This window comes from Pseudomonas qingdaonensis (assembly GCF_018398475.1).
Taxonomy (GTDB): domain Bacteria; phylum Pseudomonadota; class Gammaproteobacteria; order Pseudomonadales; family Pseudomonadaceae; genus Aquipseudomonas; species Aquipseudomonas palmensis.
The window spans coordinates 1201619-1219770 of sequence record NZ_CP074676.1 but is presented as its reverse complement, the minus strand read 5'-3'; the positions used below and the strand labels follow the sequence as shown (position 1 = coordinate 1219770).

Here is an 18152-nt window from a genome sequence, read left to right as displayed (position 1 = left end):
TGGCCCCTCGCCCCTGACACGGAAGTACCGCCATGCCCCTGACCGCCCAACAGACCCACGACCATGAACAGCTGCAGAACCTGGCCCGACAACTGGTCAAGCATTGCCCCGACATGCGCCAGATGGCCCGCGAAATCGCCAGCCATATCCTGAAGAAACACACCCGCAGCACGCTGGACCCGGACGCGGTGTACCTGCACCGGTTCAACACCGCGCATAGCAGCCCGCGCACCTTCAGCGGCTGGGAACACCTCGGCCCGCCCAGCGAATCGCTGACACTGCCGCAACTGGTGATGCAGCGGTTCGATGTCAACGACCAGGACAACGCCGACCTGCTCGGCTACCGCACCGGCTTCTACAGCCGCGGGCCGGGTACAGGCCTGTTCGATGAGCGCGATGAAGTGCCGATGGCCCCGCGCGAGGTACTCGACGAGCTGTGGAAGGTCGACTTCTGCAGCGCCTTCCACCAGGACCTGACCCGCTTCTGGACCCGTCATTCGGACAACTTCCGCACCCTGGCCAAGGCCAACTTCCTGAGCAAGGTGCTCGAAACCTGCGCGCACCAGACCGACCCCGCCCGCCTGGCACGCTTGCGGCGGGTGGCCACTGCCCTGGCCGGTGACGCCAGCTGGCCGCCCTCGCTGAGCCAGTTGCAACAACAGGCCAGGCCGGTGGCGGGGGTGCGCCTGTGCACCTTCGACATCGGCGGCCATGTGGCCACCGATATCCTGCGGGTGGAACTCGACGACGGTTACCAGTTGCTCTACATCCCGGGCGAGGTCGACGCCCTGCACCTGTTCGCCAACCACAGCGAGCTGTACTGGTGGGTGCTGCACAACACCAACGCGGCGCAGAACCGCGCACGCTTCATGACCCACTTCGCCCTTGCGGACCGCGGCGAAAAAGCCAGCGCGGTGGGGCTCGAGCACCTGATCGACGTGCTGTTCAACAACTGGGGCGGCAACGGTCACGACGCACTCAACCAGTCGAACACGACCGTGCATGGCGACGGGTTCACCCACCTGCGCGATGCAGCGCGTCAGCGCATGATCGACGATGCGAACTTCTCGCTGCGCTCCAACGCCGACCTGCGCAAGCAACTGTGGATCGGCTACCTCAAGGCCTTCGGCACCTTCGCCAGTGCCATGGCCGCGGTCGACTGGCCGGTAGCGCTGGCTGCCGTGGGCGCCGGGCTGGCCGAAACCGGCCTGAACATCGATCAGGCGGTCAACGGGCACACCACTGCCCAACGCAAGGCCGGCGTGATCGGCGCCGTGCTGGCGGCCATCAACACGCTGTTCAACGCCACCCTGCTCGCAGGCCCGGCCGTCACCGGTGAAATCGCCGAGATCGAACCCAGCCTGGACGCGGGCACGCAGACTGCACCCGTCGAGCCCGAACACACGCCAATGGCCACCCCGGCGGAACTCGCCGAGTGGGCGCCTGCGCCGCTGATACCGGCCGAGCGCTCGCAACTGCTGGCCCCGTTCGAAACCAACGTGCTGCTGGACGGGCACGCCACCGGCAGCGGCAAATTCCAGGGTATCTACACCCTGGACGATGGCTTCTATGCCCAGATAGACGGGTTCCCCTATCACGTTCGCTACATCGGCGAGCTGCGTTCATGGGCGGTGGTCGACCCGCAAAACCCCTACTCGTTCTACCGCAACGTGCCCATTGGCCTGAACGACGAAGGCGTATGGCAACCGCTGGAGCAGGGTCTGAAAGGCGGGGCGCCACGCTTTCGTCTCAAGCTCTGGGGCCAGGCCCAGGTACCCGCGCCCGGCCCGGAACGCGTGCCCACCCCCTATGAAGTCGACAAGGCGCTGCAGCCCGAATTGCTCAAGGCCTCCAACGGTGGCGAGGAGTCGAACCTGAGCGGGCGCACGTTCTCCCCCAACAACCCCGCCCGCGAACAGGCCTACGCGCAATTTCGCACCTTGCGCGACCTGCTGGTCGACGACGCCGAAGCGTTTTTCAGCACCGCAAGCCTGCCGCAGCGGCCACCGCTGCCGACATTGGCTGCCGATGCCAGCGCCAGGCAGATCATTCGCAGCGTGTACGAAAACAGCGAGGGCCTGGTGGTCGGCGAAGCCCATTCACAACTGGGCAGCAAGCAGTTTCTGATCGAGAACATGGCCCTGCTCAAGCAGCAGAAGGTGCGGGTGCTGTACATGGAGCACCTGATGACCGACTTCCAGCAGGCCGACCTGGACCTGTTCAACCAGACCGGGCAGATGCCCCAGGCACTCAAGACCTACGTGACCGATCTGGACCGCGGCTGGCACACCGACCCCGCCCAGCGCTACACCTTCATGCAGGTGCTCAGGAGCGCGCAGAAACAGGGCATCCGGATACAGGCCATCGATTGCATGGCCAGTTACCGCCAGGCATGGATGGGCCCCCGACCACCCGCGATTCGCCAGAAAATGATGAACTTCTTCGCCCACCGCGTGATCGCTGCCGACCAGGCTGCCCATGGCGCCGGCAAATGGGTTGCGCTGATGGGCAACACCCACGCCAACACCTTCGAGAGCGTGCCCGGGGTCAGCGAACTGCAAGGTGTGATCGGTGTGCGCGTCGAGGACATCGAAATCGGCAGCAGCGCAAGCGTCGGCCGCGACCCGGGGCTTTACGCAGTGGACGACGGTATCCGCGAAACCCGCGTGCAGGGCGACCTGCGCCTGCAGGTGCCGATTGCCCAGCCGCCCTCGGCCTCGGGCACGCTGGAAAGCCGGCTGGCCAAACCGGGGGCGTTCGGCTTCAAGGACATCGACGGCAAGATGACCCTGATACACCGCAGCAAGGACCTGGCGCTGCACTACACGCCCATCGCAAGGGACGGTGAGTTCATCTATATCGAACGCGCCAGCTGGCCATGGCTGGACAAGCGACGCCTGCCGGACCTGTCGGAAATGGCCTTCCAGCTGTCCCGGTACGGCTTGAAGTACGTGCCGCTGTGACGCCAGGCAGGCGGCGATGAAAAAAGGGCAAGGCCGCCTGGCCTTGCCCTTGCTTTCGCCTCGCGGCAACCGGGCCGCTAGGCCTGGTGCGTCAACTAGTGCTTGAACATCACATGGCGCACGGTGGTGTAGTCCTCCAGGCCATACATCGACATGTCCTTGCCATAGCCGGAGAGCTTGGCGCCGCCGTGGGGCATTTCGCTGACCAGCATGAAGTGCGTGTTGACCCAGGTGCAGCCGTATTGCAGGCGTGCGGCCAAACGGTGGGCGCGGCCCACGTCGCGGGTCCAAACCGAGGAGGCCAGGCCGTAGTCCGAATCGTTGGCCCACGCCAGGGCCTGGGCCTCGTCGTCGAAGGCGGTGACCGTGACTACCGGGCCGAAGATCTCATGGCGCACCACCTCGTCGTCCTGCCGGGCGCCGGCAAGTACGGTCGGCTCGAAGAAGAACCCTGGCCCGGCGACACGCTGGCCACCGGTCACCACCTCGATGTGCGACTGCTCGCGGGCGCGCTGCACAAAGCCTTCCACGCGCTCCAGATGCTGCTGGGTGATCAGCGGCCCGAGCTCGGTGTCAGGGTCGTCCTGCAGGCCGTAGCGGATGCTGGCCACCGCCTCGCCGAGCTTCTTCACGAACGCCGCGTACACGCCCTTCTGCACATACAGGCGGCAGGCGGCGGTGCAGTCCTGGCCGGCATTGTAGAAGCCGAAGCTGCGCACGCCTTCGACCACGGCATCGATATCGGCATCATCGAACACGATCACCGGGGCCTTGCCGCCCAGCTCCATGTGCATGCGTTTCACGCTGTCGGCGGTGCCGGCGATGATGCGGCTGCCCGTGGCCACCGAGCCGGTCAACGACACCATGCGCACCTTGGGGTGCCCGGTCAGGGGCTTGCCGACACTCGGGCCGCGGCCGAAGACCACGTTCACCACGCCTGCCGGGAAAATCTCCGCCATCAGTTGCGCCAGCTTGAGGGTGGTCAGCGGCGTCTGCTCGGACGGCTTGAGCACCACGGTATTGCCTGCGGCCAGGGCCGGCCCGAGCTTCCAGGCGGCCATCATCAGCGGGTAGTTCCACGGTGCGATGGAGGCCACCACGCCCACCGGGTCGCGGCGGATCATCGAGGTGTGCCCTTCCAGGTACTCGCCGGCGGCACTGCCTTGCAGGCAGCGGCTGGCACCGGCAAAGAAGCGGAACACGTCGGCCACGCCCGGCAGCTCGTCGTTGAGCGCCGCCGCGTAGGGCTTGCCGCAGTTGTCCGCTTCCAGGCGCGCCAGCTCCGGGGCGTGGGCGTCGATCGCATCGGCCAGTTTGAGCAGCAGCAGCGAACGGTCCTTGGGGGTGGTCTGCGACCAGCTGTCGAACGCCGCATCCGCAGCGCACACCGCGGCATCGACCTGGGCCAGGCTGGCCTCGGGGATCTCCACCAGCGTGGCCCCCAGGGACGGGTTGAGCACCGCCAGGGTTTCGCCTTCACCGGCGATGAGTTGTCCATTGATCAGCAGGCAGGTTTGCATGGGTTCTCCTGTGCGGCGAGGTTGGCCGCCGCCATAAAAAAGTCGCAAGCGCCCCGTGCCCGCAGCCGGGCTGCGCACAGGGGGAGCATTACAGGGGGGGCAGGCGCCGGGCGCCCGCAGGTTCAGAGTGCGGCTTCAGGCACTGCCGTGCTGAACAGCCGGGTGCGCCAGGCCAGGTACACCAGCCCCAGCAGCACCCAGCAACAGCCGAGAATCAGCGCGTCGGCATCCAGGCTGATCAGCATCCAGCCCGAGGTGAAGGCGCCGGCCAGGGGGAAGATCACCCCGCGGACCACGCCGGCCTTGTCGCCGATGCTGCGGTCGAAGGTCAGTTTCAGTGCGCACAGGTTGACCGAGGTGAAGGCCAGGAAGGCGCCGAAGTTGACCAGCGAAGTAGCCGTGGCGATGGTCAGGCCGAACCCGACGAAACCGAAGGCCCCGCACAGGGCGATGTTGAATACCGGAGTCCTGTAGCGCGGGTGCAGCACGCCGAACAGCTTCTGCGGCAGCTGGTTGTCGCGGCCCAGGGCATACAGCAGACGCCCCACGCTGGCCTGGAACGACAAGCCGGCGGCGAAGTGGGCAATGATGATGCCGGTGAGTACCACGCCGAAGAACAGGTCGCCACCGATGGTCTTGGCGATTTCGAAGGCCGCGCCGTCGATGTTCTCGAACAGGCCCGCCGGGTGCGCCAGGTACATGAAGTACGAAGAGCCCACGTACAGGCTGCCGCCGATCAGGGCCACCAGCAGGATGGCACGCGGGATGGTGCGCTCGGGCTCGACGGTTTCTTCGCTCAGGGTCGACAGCGCGTCGAAGCCCAGGAACGAATAGGCGGCGATCGCGGCCCCGGCCATGGTGGCCGAGAACGGCACGTCGGCATTGAAGAACGGCTTGACCGAGAGCAGACCGCCCGGGCCGTTGATGGCCGACACGTAGTGCCAGCACAGCGCGATGAACACCGCGATGATGGTCAGCTGGATCAGCATCAGGATGATGTTGAAGCGGTTGGCGACCTGGATGCCGAGGATGTTGAGCAAGGTGGTGGAAACGATGAAGCCGGTGATCCAGCACCACTGCGGTACATCCGGGAACGCCAGGCTCAGGTAGCTGGCCCCCAGCAGCCAGATCAGCATCGGGATGAAGAAGTAGTCCAGCAGCGCGGCCCAGCCGACCATGAAGCCGATGCCAGGGTTGAACACCTTGCGGGTGTAGGTGTAGGCGGAACCGGCCGCCGGGAAGATCCGCACCAGGCGCCCGTAGCTCAGGGCGGTGAAGATCACGCCGATGGAGGCCACCACATAGGACAGCGCCACGGTGTTCTGGCTGGCCTGGGCGATCACGCCATAGGTGCCGAACACGATCAGCGGGGCGATGAAGGCCAGGCCGAACAACAGCACGGACACCGGCCCGAGGGTCCGGCGCAGGTGCGCGGAGGAAGTCGATGCGCTCATGGTTAGGGCCTCAGGCTGCGTAGGTGTAGGCGGCGCGGATCACGTCGAGGTAGCTCTCGACTGACATCTCCTTGGCGTTGCTCGCATCGGAAATGTTGCTCTTGGACTTCTCTGCGATGGCCAGGAAGTCCTCCTCGCGCACCCCGGCCACATCGGCGAAACGCGGAATACCCAGCTCGCGGTTCATGCGGAACAACTGCTCCACGCCCGCTTCGGCGGCAGCGCTGGCGCCAAGATTGGGGTCGATGCCCAGGGCATAGGCGACATCGGCATGGCGGCGCAGGTCGGCGTCGCGGTTATGGCTGAACACGAACGGCAGGAAGATCGCGTTGCCCACCCCGTGCGGGGTGTCGTACATGCCGCCGATGGCTTCGGAGATGCAGTGCACGCTGGCGATGTCGGCATTGCCGAAGGCCATGCCGGCAATCAGGCTGGCGATCAGCATCTGTTCGCGGGCCTCGCGGTTGTCCGGCTCCTGCACGGCGGGCTTGAGGTACTGCGCGATCAGGCGAATGGCATGCAGGGCCAGGCCGTCGCTGATCGGGTTGGCCGGCTTGCCGGTGTAGGCCTCGATGGCGTGGGTCAGCGCGTCCATGCCGGTGGCGGCGGCGATGTGCGGCGGCAGCGTGGCGGTGATGTCCGAGTCGAGCAGCGCCAGAACCGGGCCGATGCGGTAGTCCAGGATGCTCATCTTGAACTGGCGGCGGGTGTCGGTGATCACCGAGAAGAACGTGACCTCGCTGCCGGTGCCTGCGGTGGTCGGGATCGCCACGATAGGCAGCACCGGGCCCTTGAGGGTGAAGGCACCTTCGTAGTCCTCGACCTTGCCGTCGTGGGTCAGCAGTACGCTGATCGCCTTGGCCGCGTCCATCGCACTGCCGCCACCCACTGCCAGCACGCCGTCGATGCCCTTGCCGCGATACAGCTCGGCGGCGCGGTTGACGTCTTCGCTGCGCGGGTTGGGCTTGACGTCGACGATCTCGTCATAACGCACGCCGGCCTTGTCCAGGCTGGTATAGATGCTGTCGAGCAGGCCGGCGTTCTTCACGCCCGGGTCGGTGACCAGCAGCACGTGGCGCAGGCCCAGGTCGGTCAGGTGCTCGCCGGTACGCTGGCGCAGGCCAGGTTCCATGACGATCTTGGTGGGTAACAGAAACTGGAATTGCATCGGTAGGTTCCTCTCGCACTGGGGCGCACTTGCAATGTTGTAGTTATGGCAGACGAGTCAGAGGGGCCGCCTGGGCGGTGGGTGTCTGGTTATTGTTGTGGCGGTAGCCGATCGCCGAAGCCGATGGACCGCTTGTCCAGGCGCTGCACGGTGGGCACAGGCCGGTATGGGGCCAGACACTAAGACACGGGTAGCGGATCGACAATTACTAAAAACTCAAGGGAGCATTCGATTAAATCGAATGCTCCCTTGCACCGGGGGTAGCGGCCTACAGGTGCTGCCCGTGGCGCGCCATGATGTGCCGCACCACGCTGTAGTCCTGCAGCGAGTCGCTGGACAGGTCCTTGCCGTAGCCCGAGCGCTTGAGCCCGCCGTGGGGCATTTCGCTGACCAGCATGAAATGGCTGTTGATCCAGGTGCAGCCGTACTGCAGGCGCGCCGCCACCTGCATGGCCTTGTCCAGGTTCTGGGTCCACACCGACGAGGCCAGGCCGTATTCGGAGTCGTTGGCCCAGTCCACGGCCTGGGCCAGCTCGTCGAAACGGGTCACGGTGACCACCGGGCCGAACACCTCGCGCTGGACGATCTCGTCGGTTTGCCGGCAGCCTGCCAGCAGCGTCGGCTGGTAGTAGAACCCGGGCCCGGCATGCATCGCCGCACCCGTGACGCACTCCACGTGCGGCTGGCTGAGGGCGCGCTCGACGAAGCTGGACACCCGGTCGCGCTGGCGCGTGCTGATCAGCGGGCCGATCTCGTTGTCGGCATCGTGCGCGCCGGCATAGCGAATGCTGCTGACCGCAGCCCCGAGTTCGGCCACCAGCCGGTCGTGGATGCCGGCCTGGGCGTAGATCCGGCACGCCGAGGTACAGTCCTGCCCGGCGTTGTAGTAGCCATAGGCACGCACGCCCTCGACCACCGCCTGCAGGTCGGCATCGTCGCAGACGATCACCGGGGCCTTGCCGCCCAGTTCCAGGTGGGTGCGCTTGAGGGTTTTGGCCGCTGTGGAGAGGATCTTCTGCCCGGTGACGATATCGCCGGTCAGCGAGACCATGCGGACCTTGGGGTGGCCGACCAGGTGAGCGCCGACGTTCTCGCCACCGCCGCAGATGATGTTGATCACCCCGCGCGGCAGGATCCGCGCCAGCGCCGGCGCCAGGGCCAGGATCGACAGCGGGGTGTGCTCGGACGGCTTGAACACCAGGGTGTTGCCTGCGGCCAGGGCCGGCGCGATCTTCCAGGCGGCCATCATGATCGGGTAGTTCCACGGCGCGATCGATGCCACCACCCCGATCGGGTCGCGGCGCACCATGCTGGTGTAGCCGGGTACGTATTCGCCACTGAGCTGGCCGGTCTGGCAGCGCACCGCGCCGGCGAAGAAGCGGAACACATCGACGGTGGCGCTCAGATCATCCTTGCGCGCCAGGTGCAGCGGCTTGCCGCAGTTCAGCGCTTCGAGCCGGGCGAAGGCGTCGGCGTGCTGCTCGATGGTACTGGCGATCTCCAGCAGCAGGTTGGAGCGCTGCTGCGGCGTGGTGCGGGCCCAACCGGCGAACGCGCGGTGGGCGGCCAGGATCGCGGCCTCGGTCTGCTCGGCGCTGGCTTCGGCGATAGGGGTCAGCACCTGGCCGGTGGCCGGGTTGAGGATCGGCTCGACGACGCCCTCGCCTGCGACTAGTTCGCCATCGATCAGGAGTGCGGTGGACAACGGGGTCTGCGCGACTGGCATGTGCAGGGTTCCTTCTTGTGGTGTGGCCATGCGGCTAAAGGGATGACTTGCGCCCGCCGTGGGGCTGCTCGCGGGCGACCGTCAGAAACGGGTCGACCAGCGCCGGGCGCGCCGTGCCGCGGCGCCAGGCCAGGCCCACGTCGAGGGTCTGGGTCAGGTCGGCAATCGGGCGGGCCTCGATGATGTCGCCTTCCAGCGACCACGGGCGGTAGGTCATGTCAGGCTGTATCGACACCCCCAGGCCCGCTGCCACCAGGCTGCGCACCGCCTCGGTCGAGGCCGTGCGCAGGGTGATGCGCGGCTGCAGCCCGGCCTGCGCCCACTGGCGCTGGGCGGTGTGGTCCATCTCGTCGACGTTCAGCTGGATCAGCGACTCCCGGGCCACGTCGCCCAGGTTGATGCTGTCGTTTTCGAGCAACGGGTGCTGGGCCGGTAGCCACAGCCGGTAAGGCGAGTGGGTCAGCACCTCCGATTGCAGGGCGTGACGGTCTTCGAGGTTGGAGAGTATCAGCACGCCCACATCGATTTCGCCGCTGACCAGCAGGTGCTCGATGTACGGTCGCTCGTCTTCCATCACGCGGATTTCGACGTTGGGGTAGGCACGCTGGAAGCGCGTGAGCAGGTCGGCCAGGTAGTAACCCGCCACCAGGCTGGTCACACCCACCACCAGCTGGCCGGCGACCTGGTCGGTGCTCTGCTGCAGGCTGCGCTTGGCGTTGTCCACCGTGGCCAGGATCAGGTGCGCCTGGCGCAGGAACTGATGGCCCTGGTGGGTCAGGTGCATGCCCTTGGCGTGGCGATTGAACAGGCTCACGCCGATTTCCTGTTCCAGCTGCTGGATGGCCAGGGTCAGGGTGGACTGGGAGATGTAAACCGCCTGGGCCGCAGCCGAGATCGAACCGGTCTCGGCCACGGCAATGAAGTGGCGGATCTGACGCAGAGTCATCATGGGCATTACCCGGTACGTTGTTTTTATAGATGCAGGCGAGTGTATATCTTTTTTATCGATGGCTTGGTGAAAACCGCCGCGCCTGCGGTTCAACGTGAAACCGCGTGGGCGGCCCCGGGTGGTTACAAAAAGGTGCGTACTTGTGGGGATCTGACGCCCGCCCTAGATTGCCCGCCTCAATCACTGGAGTACCGAGCCATGCGCACCCTGATCATTCTCGCCCACCCCAACCTGGAAAAATCCGTCGTCAACCAGGCCTGGCTGAAAGCCCTTGAAGCCAGCGACATGAACGTCACCCTGCACCGCCTGTACGAGGTGTATCCCCAGGGCGGCGCGCTGGACGTGGAAGCCGAGCAGGCACTGGTTCGCGCCCATGACAGCATCGTGTGGCAGTTCCCGTTCTACTGGTTCAGCACCCCGCCGCTGCTCAAGCAATGGCAGGACGAAGTGCTCACCCACGACTTTGCCTACGGCCACGGCGAAGGGCAGCGCCAGCTGGCGGGCAAACGCATTGGCATGGCGATTTCTGCCGGCATCAGGCAAGACGATTACAGGGCCGGCGGGCGTTACAGCTACAGCCTGGACGAACTGCTGCGCCCGCTGGAAGTCACCCTCCGCTACATCGAAGCACTGCCGGTACGCCCGTGGGTGTTCTATGGTGCCGAGTACGCCATCGACCCGGCGGAGCTGGAGGCCAACGCCGAAGGTTACCTGGATTACCTGCGCCAATTTGCCCAGGCAGCCTGAGTTCAGCCTTCGGCGGGCGCCGGCGGTGTCTCGGTGGCCAGCGCATTACCTGAATGCAGGGCACCCCACTGGCACATCGCATCGATGATCGGCTGCAAGGTGCGGCCGTGCTCGGTCACCCGATACAGCACCTTGGGCACCTTGCCAGGGAAGGCTTCGCGCTCGACCAGCAGATCGCCCTGCAACTCCTTGAGTTGCTCGGTGAGCACCTTCGACGACAAGGGGCGCATCAGGCGCAGCAGCTCGCCTGTGCGCTTGGGGCCTTCCATCAGGTGGCACAGGATGGAGCACTTCCAGCGCCCGCCGATGGCCTCGATGGTAGCGTCGATGGGAAAGTTGAACACGCGGTTGACCATGACCGGTTCTCCTGGCTGGGGCGCAAAGGCGTGCAGGATAGCAAGCGCGCCTGCGGCCGGGGCAACTTGAGGCTACTCGACGCCTGGATACACCGCCAACGGATCACAGCGCTGCGACGCCCGCCTTGGCGACCTGCGCATCCTGCTGCGCCTTGACCCCGGACACCCCCACTGCACCGACCACCTGGCCGTCGACGATGATCGGCACACCGCCTTCGAGCGGCGTGATCAACGGGGCACCAACAAACGCCGTGCGCCCACCGTTGACCATGTCTTCGTAGCCTTTGGTCTCGCGCCGCCCCAGCGCCGCGCTCCGGGCCTTTTCCGATGCGATGTAGGCACCGATCGGAGCGCACCCGTCAAGGCGCGCAAGCGCGAGCGGATGGCCACCGTCATCGACGACCGCGATGGCGACCTCCCAATCGTTCTGTCGAGCCTGCACGCAGGCGGCGTCCAGGATCCGGCGAACATCTGTGTGGCTCAGTACGGCTTTGTGCTGCATGTCTGGATTCTCGTCTGGTCATGTTGAGGCCGCCACGCACCTGATGCGCGATGCCCGAAAATGCTTGAGCTACGCCCGCGATCAGGAATGGGATACCCGGCGCAGGAAGTCCTTCATGCGCTCGTTGGTCGGGTTGCTCAGGATCTGCGCCGATGGCCCTTCGGCGACGATCGAGCCGCCTTCAAGGAACAGCGTGCGGGTCGACACGGCGCGTGCGAAGCCCATCTCGTGGGTCACCACCACCATGGTCATGCCTTCCTGGGCCAGGCTCTTCATGACGGCCAGGACCTCACCGACCAGCTCGGGGTCGAGCGCCGAGGTGGGCTCATCGAACAGCATGGCCCTGGGTTCCATGGCAAGTGCCCTGGCAATCGCCACGCGCTGCTGCTGGCCGCCGGAAAGCTGCGGCGGATAGGCGTTGTACTTCGCGGCCAGGCCGACACGGTCGAGCAGTTCCTTGCCACGCTTGCGGGCCTTGTCGACGGGTTCACCCTTTACGTACACCGGGCCCTCGATCACGTTTTCCAGGACGGTGCGATGGGGGAAAAGGTTGAACCGCTGAAACACCATACCCACCGAGCGACAGATCTGGCGGATGTTCCCGGAGCTGGCGTCGACCGTGACGCCGTCAATGCTGATCACGCCGCCGTCGTAGCGCTCCAGGCCATTGATGCAACGCAGCACCGTGGACTTGCCCGAGCCCGAAGGGCCGATCAGGCAAACCACTTCGCCCTGGCGGATCTCTGCACTGATGCCATGGAGCACCTGGTGCGGACCAAACGACTTGGTGATGTTGTCGATGCGGATCATCGGGCACTCCTTTTGTATTTGCGTTCGAGCCAGCCGGCCAACCCCATCAGAGGCAGGCTCAGGCACAGGTACATCAGGGCAACCAGGGTGAAGATGTTGGCGTTGTTGAACGATGCTGCCGCGATCAGCTTGCCCTGCATCGACAGCTCGACCACGGTGATGATCGAGGCCTGGGAGGAGTCCTTGAGCAGCATGATCATGTTGTTGCTGTATGGCGGCAGCGCGATCTTCAACGCCTGGGGCAGGATCACCCGGCGCATGGTCATTGCGCGGCTCATGCCGATGGAGTGCGCCGCCTCGTTCTGACCGGGGTCGATGGCCTGGATACCCGAGCGAAACACCTCGGCCATGTAGGCGGAATAGGCAAGCCCGAGCCCCATGGCACCGGCCTGGAACGCACTCATGTCCACGCCCATTTCCGGCAACACGAAGTACAGGTAGAACAGAATGACGATGATCGGGATGCCGCGAATGGCATTGGTCAGGTAGCGCGAGCCTTCGGCCAGCCAGCGCACGCTGCTGACCCGCAACAGCGCCCAGAACAACCCCAGCAAGGTACTGATGAGCAGCGCGCACAGGGTGATGCCGATCGTTGTCCAGGCACCTTCCATCAGTATCGGAAAGTACTCGACTGCCTGGCTGAAAAAACCTTCGAACATAGGATTGCATCCTCACATGCGGGCACCGTCGGGCGGTGGCCGTGATCACGAATCAGAGTTTCTTGACGTTCCATTTGGTGAGGATCGCGTCGAGCGTACCGTCGGCCTTGAGCTTGGCTACACCGCCATTGATTCGGGCGAGCAGCTCGCTGTTGCCTTTGCGCACCGCCACGCCGATCGCGATACGGATCTGCTTCTGGTAGTCATCGGCAACGCGCAGCTTGCTGGAGCCGGACTGCTGCACGGTGTAGAGCATCACCGGGCCATCGCCTACGGCAACATCGATACGCCCCAGGGCCACCTCGCGAATCATGTCGGACATGCTGTCGTACATCCGCAGCTCCTTGATGCCCTGCTGGGCTTTCATCGGTTCCACCGACACGGTGCCAGTCTGCACGCCGACCTTCTTGCCGGCGAAGTCGGCGCTGCTGTGGTACGCCGTCGTGTCCTGGCTGTTGGCAATCACCTCCTCGCTGTAGGCGAACAGTTCGTCGGAGAAGTCGACCACCTGGGCGCGCTGGGCATTCATGGCGAAAGCAGAGCTGATCATGTCTATCTTGTCCGTCTGCAACGACGGCACCAGGCCACCGAAGGGGATCGGACGCAGCTCGGGCGTGAAACCAAGCTCCTTGCCCAGCGCCTGGGTGATATCGATCATCACGCCCCGAAGCGTGTTGGTCCTGGTGTCCAGGAAGTTGAAGGGCACCGCAGTGGGTGTGGCGCCGACGCGCAGTGTGTCCTGGGCCTGGGCAGTGCCCAGCAGGACGGGAAGAGTCAGTGCCGCACAGGTGGTCAGTTTGATCAATCGGGTGAGCATGGGACGTCTCCTGTTGTTCGCAGAGTGAAGGTCACACAGCTGCGGTAACGATGATTTCCACGAGCATGTCGGGGGCACCCAGCAGGGCCTGGCAAGTGGCGCGGGTGGGCGCGCAGCCATGCGGTACCCACGCATCCCAGGCCTCGTTCATGCCCTGGAAGTCGGTGGCGATGTCCTTGAGCCAGATCTGCGCAGTGAGCAGTCGGGTGCTGTCACTGCCGACAGAAGCGAGCAACGCGTCGATGCGCTTGAGAATCTCGGTCGTCTGGACCTTGATATCGCCACTTCGCTCGGCGGCGACAACCCCGGCAAAGTAGGCGGTGCCCGCATGCACGACAATGCGGCTCATGCGGGCGTTGGTCTGGTGGCGCGTGATGGCGTTGTTCATGGTCATCTCCTGGGGTGTGAGTAGGTCAGAAACGGCTGATCGAAAAGGGCAACAAGTCGCGTTGGGCATCGACAGACCCTGACATGGCCAGAGCCAGCAAGCGTCCCGTGCCCGCCGATCCGGTCAACCCGAGGTGGCCGTGGCCGAACGCGCACCACAGGCCCGTGTGCCCGGGAAGCTCGCCAATCACCGGAAGCGAATCGGGGAGACACGGACGGTGGCCCATCCACTCGGTGGCAGCACGAATGTCCAGGCCTGGAAGCCCTGCCTTGGCGTGAGCGGCGAGCAACTGCGCGCGAGGGCTGCTTGGCGCTCGCTGCAGGCCGCCGAACTCGACGGTGCCGGCAACCCGCAGCCCTTGCTGCATGGGCGTCATGAACACCTTGCGGTCTGCGAGAACCACGATGCGCTGAAGCTCCACGCCGCCGTGGGGAAAACGCAGGTGGTAGCCGCGTTGTGTTTCCAGCGGAACCTTCACCCCCAGCGGGCGCAGCAGTTGAGCAGACCAGGCACCTGCAGCGACAACCACCTGCACCGCACAGTAGTCCCCGGACTGGGCGCCAACGCGCCAGCCGCTGGTATCCCGTGCCAGGCGTTGCACTCGATCGCGGATGAACCTCACGCCGCGCGTCTTCAGATGCTCTGCAATGACTGTGGCGTAGCGCTGCGGCTCTCGGACCCACAGCTGATCGGGCAGGTAGTAGCCGGTTTGATAGATCGGCCCGAGCGCAGGCTCCAGCGCTCGGATCTCTTCGCCCGTGACATGCCGGGCGTCGAGCCCATGCTGTTTTTTCAGGGCCCAGCCGGCGTTGTCTTTCTCCAGGCTGGCCTGATCGGGGTAAAGGTGCAGTTGACCCGTTTCCGCGATCAGTTCACGGCAGCCAGCCTTGGCGGCGATGGCCTTGTGCTGGGTTGTCGCATCCCCCAGCAATGCATGCAGGGCCTGGGCAATCTGCGCAACCCTGGCCGGTCGCGAGGCGGCAACAAAGCGCGCCATCCACGGCGCCACCGTGAGCAGGTAACTGGCGGGAAGGTACAACGGCCCCGTGGGGTCGAGCAGCATGCGCGGCGCCTGCTTCAACACGCCGGGCATGGCCAGGGGGGCCACGGCACCGGAGGCAATCGAGCCGGCGTTGCCGGACGAGCACTCCGCCCCCGGAGCACCGGGATCGATGACGGTTACCGAAACGCCCGTCGCAAGCAGATGGTAGGCGGTACACAGGCCGACTATTCCGGCGCCGATGACGATCGCTTCGGGTTTGCGAGCTTGAGTAGTGGGCATCTTGTACAGGGCTCTTGATGGATGAGTCCCCGAGAGGATGCAGAGCCTGTACCGAATCTGATATCAATGTATCGCACAGCAATACGAGCAAACTCGAGTGTGATATTTCACAACGGTATGAGCGGTTAGACTTGCTTCGTCAGGCAGCCCCCTCGGCGGGCCATTTTTCACCGTTACGCCCCAATTCAGTGCTCGGCACGCCACTGCTGCACCACGTTGGTCTGGAGAGTTTCATGGAGCCAAACGAGTCCCCCCTGTTTGTCCAGGCCCTGGCCACCGGCCTCGGCGTCCTCGATGCATTCACGGCCGAACGGCCGACGATGAACCTGAAAGAAATTTCAGAAGCTGCGGGTGTTACCAAAAGTGCGGCTCAGCGCTTCACTCATACCCTGGTCACATTGGGCCTGTTACGAAAGGACGCAGCGTCCAAGCGCTACTCGCTGTCGCCTCGCACCCTGGATACCGGCTACCGCTACCTACAGGCGCACGTGCTGCTGGAGCGAGCCAACCCTTACCTGCTGGACCTGAACCGCCAGACCGGCGAGACGGTCAACCTGGCCGAACGCGATGGGCACGAGATGGTGTACATCGGGCGATTCCCCAGCCCGCATCGCGCCGTTGTGCACATGCCCGTCGGTAGGCGACTGCCGATCTTCTGCTCGTCGGCAGGCCGCGCCTTTCTCTCGGCGCTGCCCGATGAGCAGATCAGGCACATTCTCACCGGTGTGGATCGGCCCAGATTCACACCGCACACGATTACCGACGTCGAAACGCTAACGAGCATCATCGCCAAGGTTCGGGAGACTGGCTTCGCCTACAGCATCGAGGAGTTCTACCTCAGCGACCTGGCCTTTGCCGTGCCGGTGTACAACATTCGTGGCGAGGCGGTGGCGGCGGTGAACCTGTCGGTGTCGACGGCCTACTGGAGCTTCGAGCGAGCGGTTGCGGAGCTTGTGCCGAAGCTGATCCACACCGCCAGGATGATCTCCACGACGCCGCCTACCTTCCGTGCGATGGAGCCGTTCCAGATCGGCTATGGCAAGGTGCGGGATGTTCCTTATGACAAGCCGTGAATGAAGCGCATGGTGCAGATGCCGCCAGCCAGAAAGCCAAAAGCCCGCTATTAGGCGGGCTTTTGGCTTTCTGGCTGGCGGGTGCCGGTCAGTTCAGGGCGTGCATCATTCCCACTCGATCGTCGCAGGCGGCTTGCTCGATACGTCGTAGGTGACGCGCGAGATGCCTTCGATCTCGTTGATGATGCGGCCGCTGACGGTTTCCAGCAGTTCGTATGGCAGGTGCGCCCAACGCGCGGTCATGAAGTCGATGGTCTCGACCGCACGCAGCGCCACCACCCAGGCGTAACGACGGCCGTCACCGACCACGCCCACCGATTTCACCGGCTGGAATACCACGAAGGCCTGGCTGACCTTGTGGTACCAGTCGGCCTTGCGCAGCTCTTCGATGAAGATGTGGTCGGCACGACGCAGCAGGTCGGCGTATTCCTTCTTCACTTCACCCAGGATGCGCACACCCAGACCCGGGCCCGGGAACGGGTGACGGTAGACCATGTCGTACGGCAGGCCCAGCTCCAGGCCCAGACGACGGACTTCGTCCTTGAACAGTTCGCGCAGGGGCTCGACCAGCTTGAGGTTCATTTCCTCCGGCAGGCCACCGACGTTGTGGTGCGACTTGATCACGTGGGCCTTGCCGCTCTTGGCACCGGCCGACTCGATCACGTCGGGGTAGATGGTGCCCTGGGCCAGGTACTTGATGTTGTGCAGCTTGTTCGACTCGGCATCGAACACGTCGATGAAGGTACGACCAATGATCTTGCGCTTCTTCTCGGGGTCCGCTTCGCCGGCCAGGTTGTTCAGGAACTGGTCCTCGGCGTTGGCACGGATCACCTTGACGCCCATGTTCTCGGCGAACATGGCCATCACCTGCTCGCCTTCGTGCAGGCGCAGCAGGCCGTTGTCGACGAACACGCAGGTCAGCTGGTCACCGATGGCCTTGTGCAGCAGCGCCGCAACCACCGAGGAGTCCACGCCGCCGGACAGGCCCAGCAGCACGTTGTCGGTGCCGACCTGGGCGCGCACCTGGGCGATTGCGTCTTCGGCGATCTTCGACGGGGTCCACAGTGCTTCGCAGCCGCAGATGTCGAGGATGAAGCGCGACAGGATGCGACCGCCCTGCTTGGTGTGGGTCACTTCCGGGTGGAACTGCACGCCGTAGTAGCCGCGATCATCGTTGAACATGCCGGCGATCGGGCAGCTTGGGGTGCTGGCCAGGATGTGGAAGTCTTCCGGGATGCGGGTGACCTTGTCACCGTGGCTCATCCACACGTCCAGGCCGAATACGCCGTCAGCGTCGACGTGGTCTTCGATGCCGTCGAGCAGGCGGCTCTTGCCGACCACATCGACACGGGCGTAGCCGAACTCGCGCAGCTCGGAACCTTCAACCTTGCCGCCCAGTTGCTCGGCCATGGTCTGCATGCCGTAGCAGATACCGAATACCGGTACGCCCAGGTCCCATACGGCCTGTGGCGCGCGCGGGCTGTCGGCTTCGTGCACCGACTCGGGGCCGCCGGCGAGAATGATCCCGCGGGGGGCGAATTCGCGAATCGCCTCGTCGTCCATGTCGAACGGGTGCAGTTCGCAGTACACGCCGATTTCGCGCACGCGGCGGGCGATCAGCTGGGTGTACTGGGAACCGAAGTCGAGGATCAGGATACGGTGAGCGTGAATGTCGAGGGCCATGACTCAATCTCGTCAGTGGTAATCGGAAACGACGCGGGGCTGTCGTGAACAGCCC

16 protein-coding genes are annotated in these 18152 nt (G+C 64.8%); 3 read left to right on the top strand and 13 right to left on the bottom strand.

Annotated features, from left to right (window positions below):
* Positions 1–32: 32 nt before the first annotated feature.
* Positions 33–2963, top strand: coding sequence for a membrane-targeted effector domain-containing toxin (locus tag KH389_RS05485; RefSeq protein ID WP_213607000.1), 2931 nt, complete (start codon positions 33–35; stop codon positions 2961–2963).
* A gap of 95 nt (positions 2964–3058) precedes the next feature.
* Here KH389_RS05485 and KH389_RS05480 read toward each other — a convergent pair whose 3' ends face one another.
* From KH389_RS05480 to KH389_RS05460, 5 genes are all read right to left on the bottom strand, one after another.
* Positions 3059–4483, bottom strand: coding sequence for a gamma-aminobutyraldehyde dehydrogenase (locus KH389_RS05480; protein ID WP_054915058.1), 1425 nt, complete (start codon positions 4481–4483; stop codon positions 3059–3061).
* A 122-nt stretch (positions 4484–4605) separates the two neighbouring features.
* Positions 4606–5937, bottom strand: a complete 1332-nt coding sequence (locus tag KH389_RS05475) for an APC family permease (protein WP_043860646.1) — start codon at positions 5935–5937, stop codon at positions 4606–4608.
* A gap of 10 nt (positions 5938–5947) precedes the next feature.
* Positions 5948–7105, bottom strand: coding sequence for an iron-containing alcohol dehydrogenase (locus KH389_RS05470; RefSeq protein ID WP_043860647.1), 1158 nt, complete (start codon positions 7103–7105; stop codon positions 5948–5950).
* Positions 7106–7373: 268 nt separating this feature from the next.
* Positions 7374–8831, bottom strand: a complete 1458-nt coding sequence (locus tag KH389_RS05465; RefSeq protein ID WP_213606999.1) for a gamma-aminobutyraldehyde dehydrogenase — start codon at positions 8829–8831, stop codon at positions 7374–7376.
* Between the two features lie 34 nt (positions 8832–8865).
* Positions 8866–9780 carry a LysR family transcriptional regulator gene (locus KH389_RS05460; protein ID WP_043860656.1) on the bottom strand — a complete coding sequence of 305 codons (915 nt, stop codon included), beginning with the start codon at positions 9778–9780 and terminating at the stop codon, positions 8866–8868.
* Positions 9781–9978: 198 nt separating this feature from the next.
* Between KH389_RS05460 and KH389_RS05455 the strand changes: the two genes are divergently transcribed.
* Complete coding sequence (locus KH389_RS05455; RefSeq protein ID WP_100633051.1) at positions 9979–10527, top strand: NAD(P)H-dependent oxidoreductase; 549 nt, start codon at positions 9979–9981, stop codon at positions 10525–10527.
* 2 nt (positions 10528–10529) lie between these two features.
* Here KH389_RS05455 and KH389_RS05450 read toward each other — a convergent pair whose 3' ends face one another.
* The 7 genes from KH389_RS05450 to KH389_RS05420 all read right to left on the bottom strand — a co-directional run bounded on the left by KH389_RS05450 (position 10530) and on the right by KH389_RS05420 (position 15341).
* Complete coding sequence (locus KH389_RS05450; protein WP_043860650.1) at positions 10530–10883, bottom strand: winged helix-turn-helix transcriptional regulator; 354 nt, start codon at positions 10881–10883, stop codon at positions 10530–10532.
* A gap of 103 nt (positions 10884–10986) precedes the next feature.
* Entirely contained in the window at positions 10987–11385 is a 399-nt protein-coding gene (locus tag KH389_RS05445; RefSeq protein ID WP_054915061.1) for a heme-binding protein, read from the bottom strand.
* 81 nt (positions 11386–11466) lie between these two features.
* Positions 11467–12195: an amino acid ABC transporter ATP-binding protein gene (locus KH389_RS05440; RefSeq protein WP_054915062.1), complete on the bottom strand. Its 729-nt coding sequence runs from the start codon at positions 12193–12195 to the stop codon at positions 11467–11469.
* The gene (locus KH389_RS05435) at positions 12192–12854 is read right to left on the bottom strand and encodes an amino acid ABC transporter permease (RefSeq protein ID WP_054915063.1); all 663 of its coding nucleotides are present in this window, start codon (positions 12852–12854) and stop codon (positions 12192–12194) included. Before KH389_RS05435 ends, KH389_RS05440 begins: the two co-directional genes overlap by 4 nt.
* Positions 12855–12906: 52 nt before the next feature.
* Complete coding sequence (locus KH389_RS05430; RefSeq protein WP_054915064.1) at positions 12907–13671, bottom strand: ABC transporter substrate-binding protein; 765 nt, start codon at positions 13669–13671, stop codon at positions 12907–12909.
* A gap of 31 nt (positions 13672–13702) precedes the next feature.
* Positions 13703–14059 carry a RidA family protein gene (locus KH389_RS05425; protein ID WP_213606998.1) on the bottom strand — a complete coding sequence of 119 codons (357 nt, stop codon included), beginning with the start codon at positions 14057–14059 and terminating at the stop codon, positions 13703–13705.
* 25 nt (positions 14060–14084) lie between these two features.
* A complete protein-coding gene (locus KH389_RS05420) occupies positions 14085–15341 on the bottom strand; it encodes an NAD(P)/FAD-dependent oxidoreductase (protein WP_054915066.1) in 1257 nt (418 codons plus the stop codon).
* 233 nt (positions 15342–15574) lie between these two features.
* Here KH389_RS05420 and KH389_RS05415 point away from each other — a divergent pair, with 233 nt between their 5' ends.
* Positions 15575–16414: an IclR family transcriptional regulator gene (locus tag KH389_RS05415; protein ID WP_054915067.1), complete on the top strand. Its 840-nt coding sequence runs from the start codon at positions 15575–15577 to the stop codon at positions 16412–16414.
* Between the two features lie 105 nt (positions 16415–16519).
* Here the strand turns inward: KH389_RS05415 and guaA are convergent, their stop codons facing one another.
* Entirely contained in the window at positions 16520–18097 is a 1578-nt protein-coding gene (guaA, locus tag KH389_RS05410) for a glutamine-hydrolyzing GMP synthase (RefSeq protein WP_043860651.1), read from the bottom strand.
* Between the last annotated feature and the right edge of the window lie 55 nt (positions 18098–18152).

Bases quoted from the DNA above. Each gene is read 5' to 3' on its own strand.
- KH389_RS05485 (WP_213607000.1), top strand. From the start codon at position 33: ATGCCCCTGACCGCCCAACAGACCCACGACCATGAACAGCTGCAGAAC.
- KH389_RS05480 (WP_054915058.1), bottom strand. From the start codon at position 4,483: ATGCAAACCTGCCTGCTGATCAATGGACAACTCATCGCCGGTGAAGGC.
- KH389_RS05475 (WP_043860646.1), bottom strand. From the start codon at position 5,937: ATGAGCGCATCGACTTCCTCCGCGCACCTGCGCCGGACCCTCGGGCCG.
- KH389_RS05470 (WP_043860647.1), bottom strand. From the start codon at position 7,105: ATGCAATTCCAGTTTCTGTTACCCACCAAGATCGTCATGGAACCTGGC.
- KH389_RS05465 (WP_213606999.1), bottom strand. From the start codon at position 8,831: ATGCCAGTCGCGCAGACCCCGTTGTCCACCGCACTCCTGATCGATGGC.
- KH389_RS05460 (WP_043860656.1), bottom strand. From the start codon at position 9,780: ATGATGACTCTGCGTCAGATCCGCCACTTCATTGCCGTGGCCGAGACC.
- KH389_RS05455 (WP_100633051.1), top strand. From the start codon at position 9,979: ATGCGCACCCTGATCATTCTCGCCCACCCCAACCTGGAAAAATCCGTC.
- KH389_RS05450 (WP_043860650.1), bottom strand. From the start codon at position 10,883: ATGGTCAACCGCGTGTTCAACTTTCCCATCGACGCTACCATCGAGGCC.
- KH389_RS05445 (WP_054915061.1), bottom strand. From the start codon at position 11,385: ATGCAGCACAAAGCCGTACTGAGCCACACAGATGTTCGCCGGATCCTG.
- KH389_RS05440 (WP_054915062.1), bottom strand. From the start codon at position 12,195: ATGATCCGCATCGACAACATCACCAAGTCGTTTGGTCCGCACCAGGTG.
- KH389_RS05435 (WP_054915063.1), bottom strand. From the start codon at position 12,854: ATGTTCGAAGGTTTTTTCAGCCAGGCAGTCGAGTACTTTCCGATACTG.
- KH389_RS05430 (WP_054915064.1), bottom strand. From the start codon at position 13,671: ATGCTCACCCGATTGATCAAACTGACCACCTGTGCGGCACTGACTCTT.
- KH389_RS05425 (WP_213606998.1), bottom strand. From the start codon at position 14,059: ATGAACAACGCCATCACGCGCCACCAGACCAACGCCCGCATGAGCCGC.
- KH389_RS05420 (WP_054915066.1), bottom strand. From the start codon at position 15,341: ATGCCCACTACTCAAGCTCGCAAACCCGAAGCGATCGTCATCGGCGCC.
- KH389_RS05415 (WP_054915067.1), top strand. From the start codon at position 15,575: ATGGAGCCAAACGAGTCCCCCCTGTTTGTCCAGGCCCTGGCCACCGGC.
- guaA (WP_043860651.1), bottom strand. From the start codon at position 18,097: ATGGCCCTCGACATTCACGCTCACCGTATCCTGATCCTCGACTTCGGT.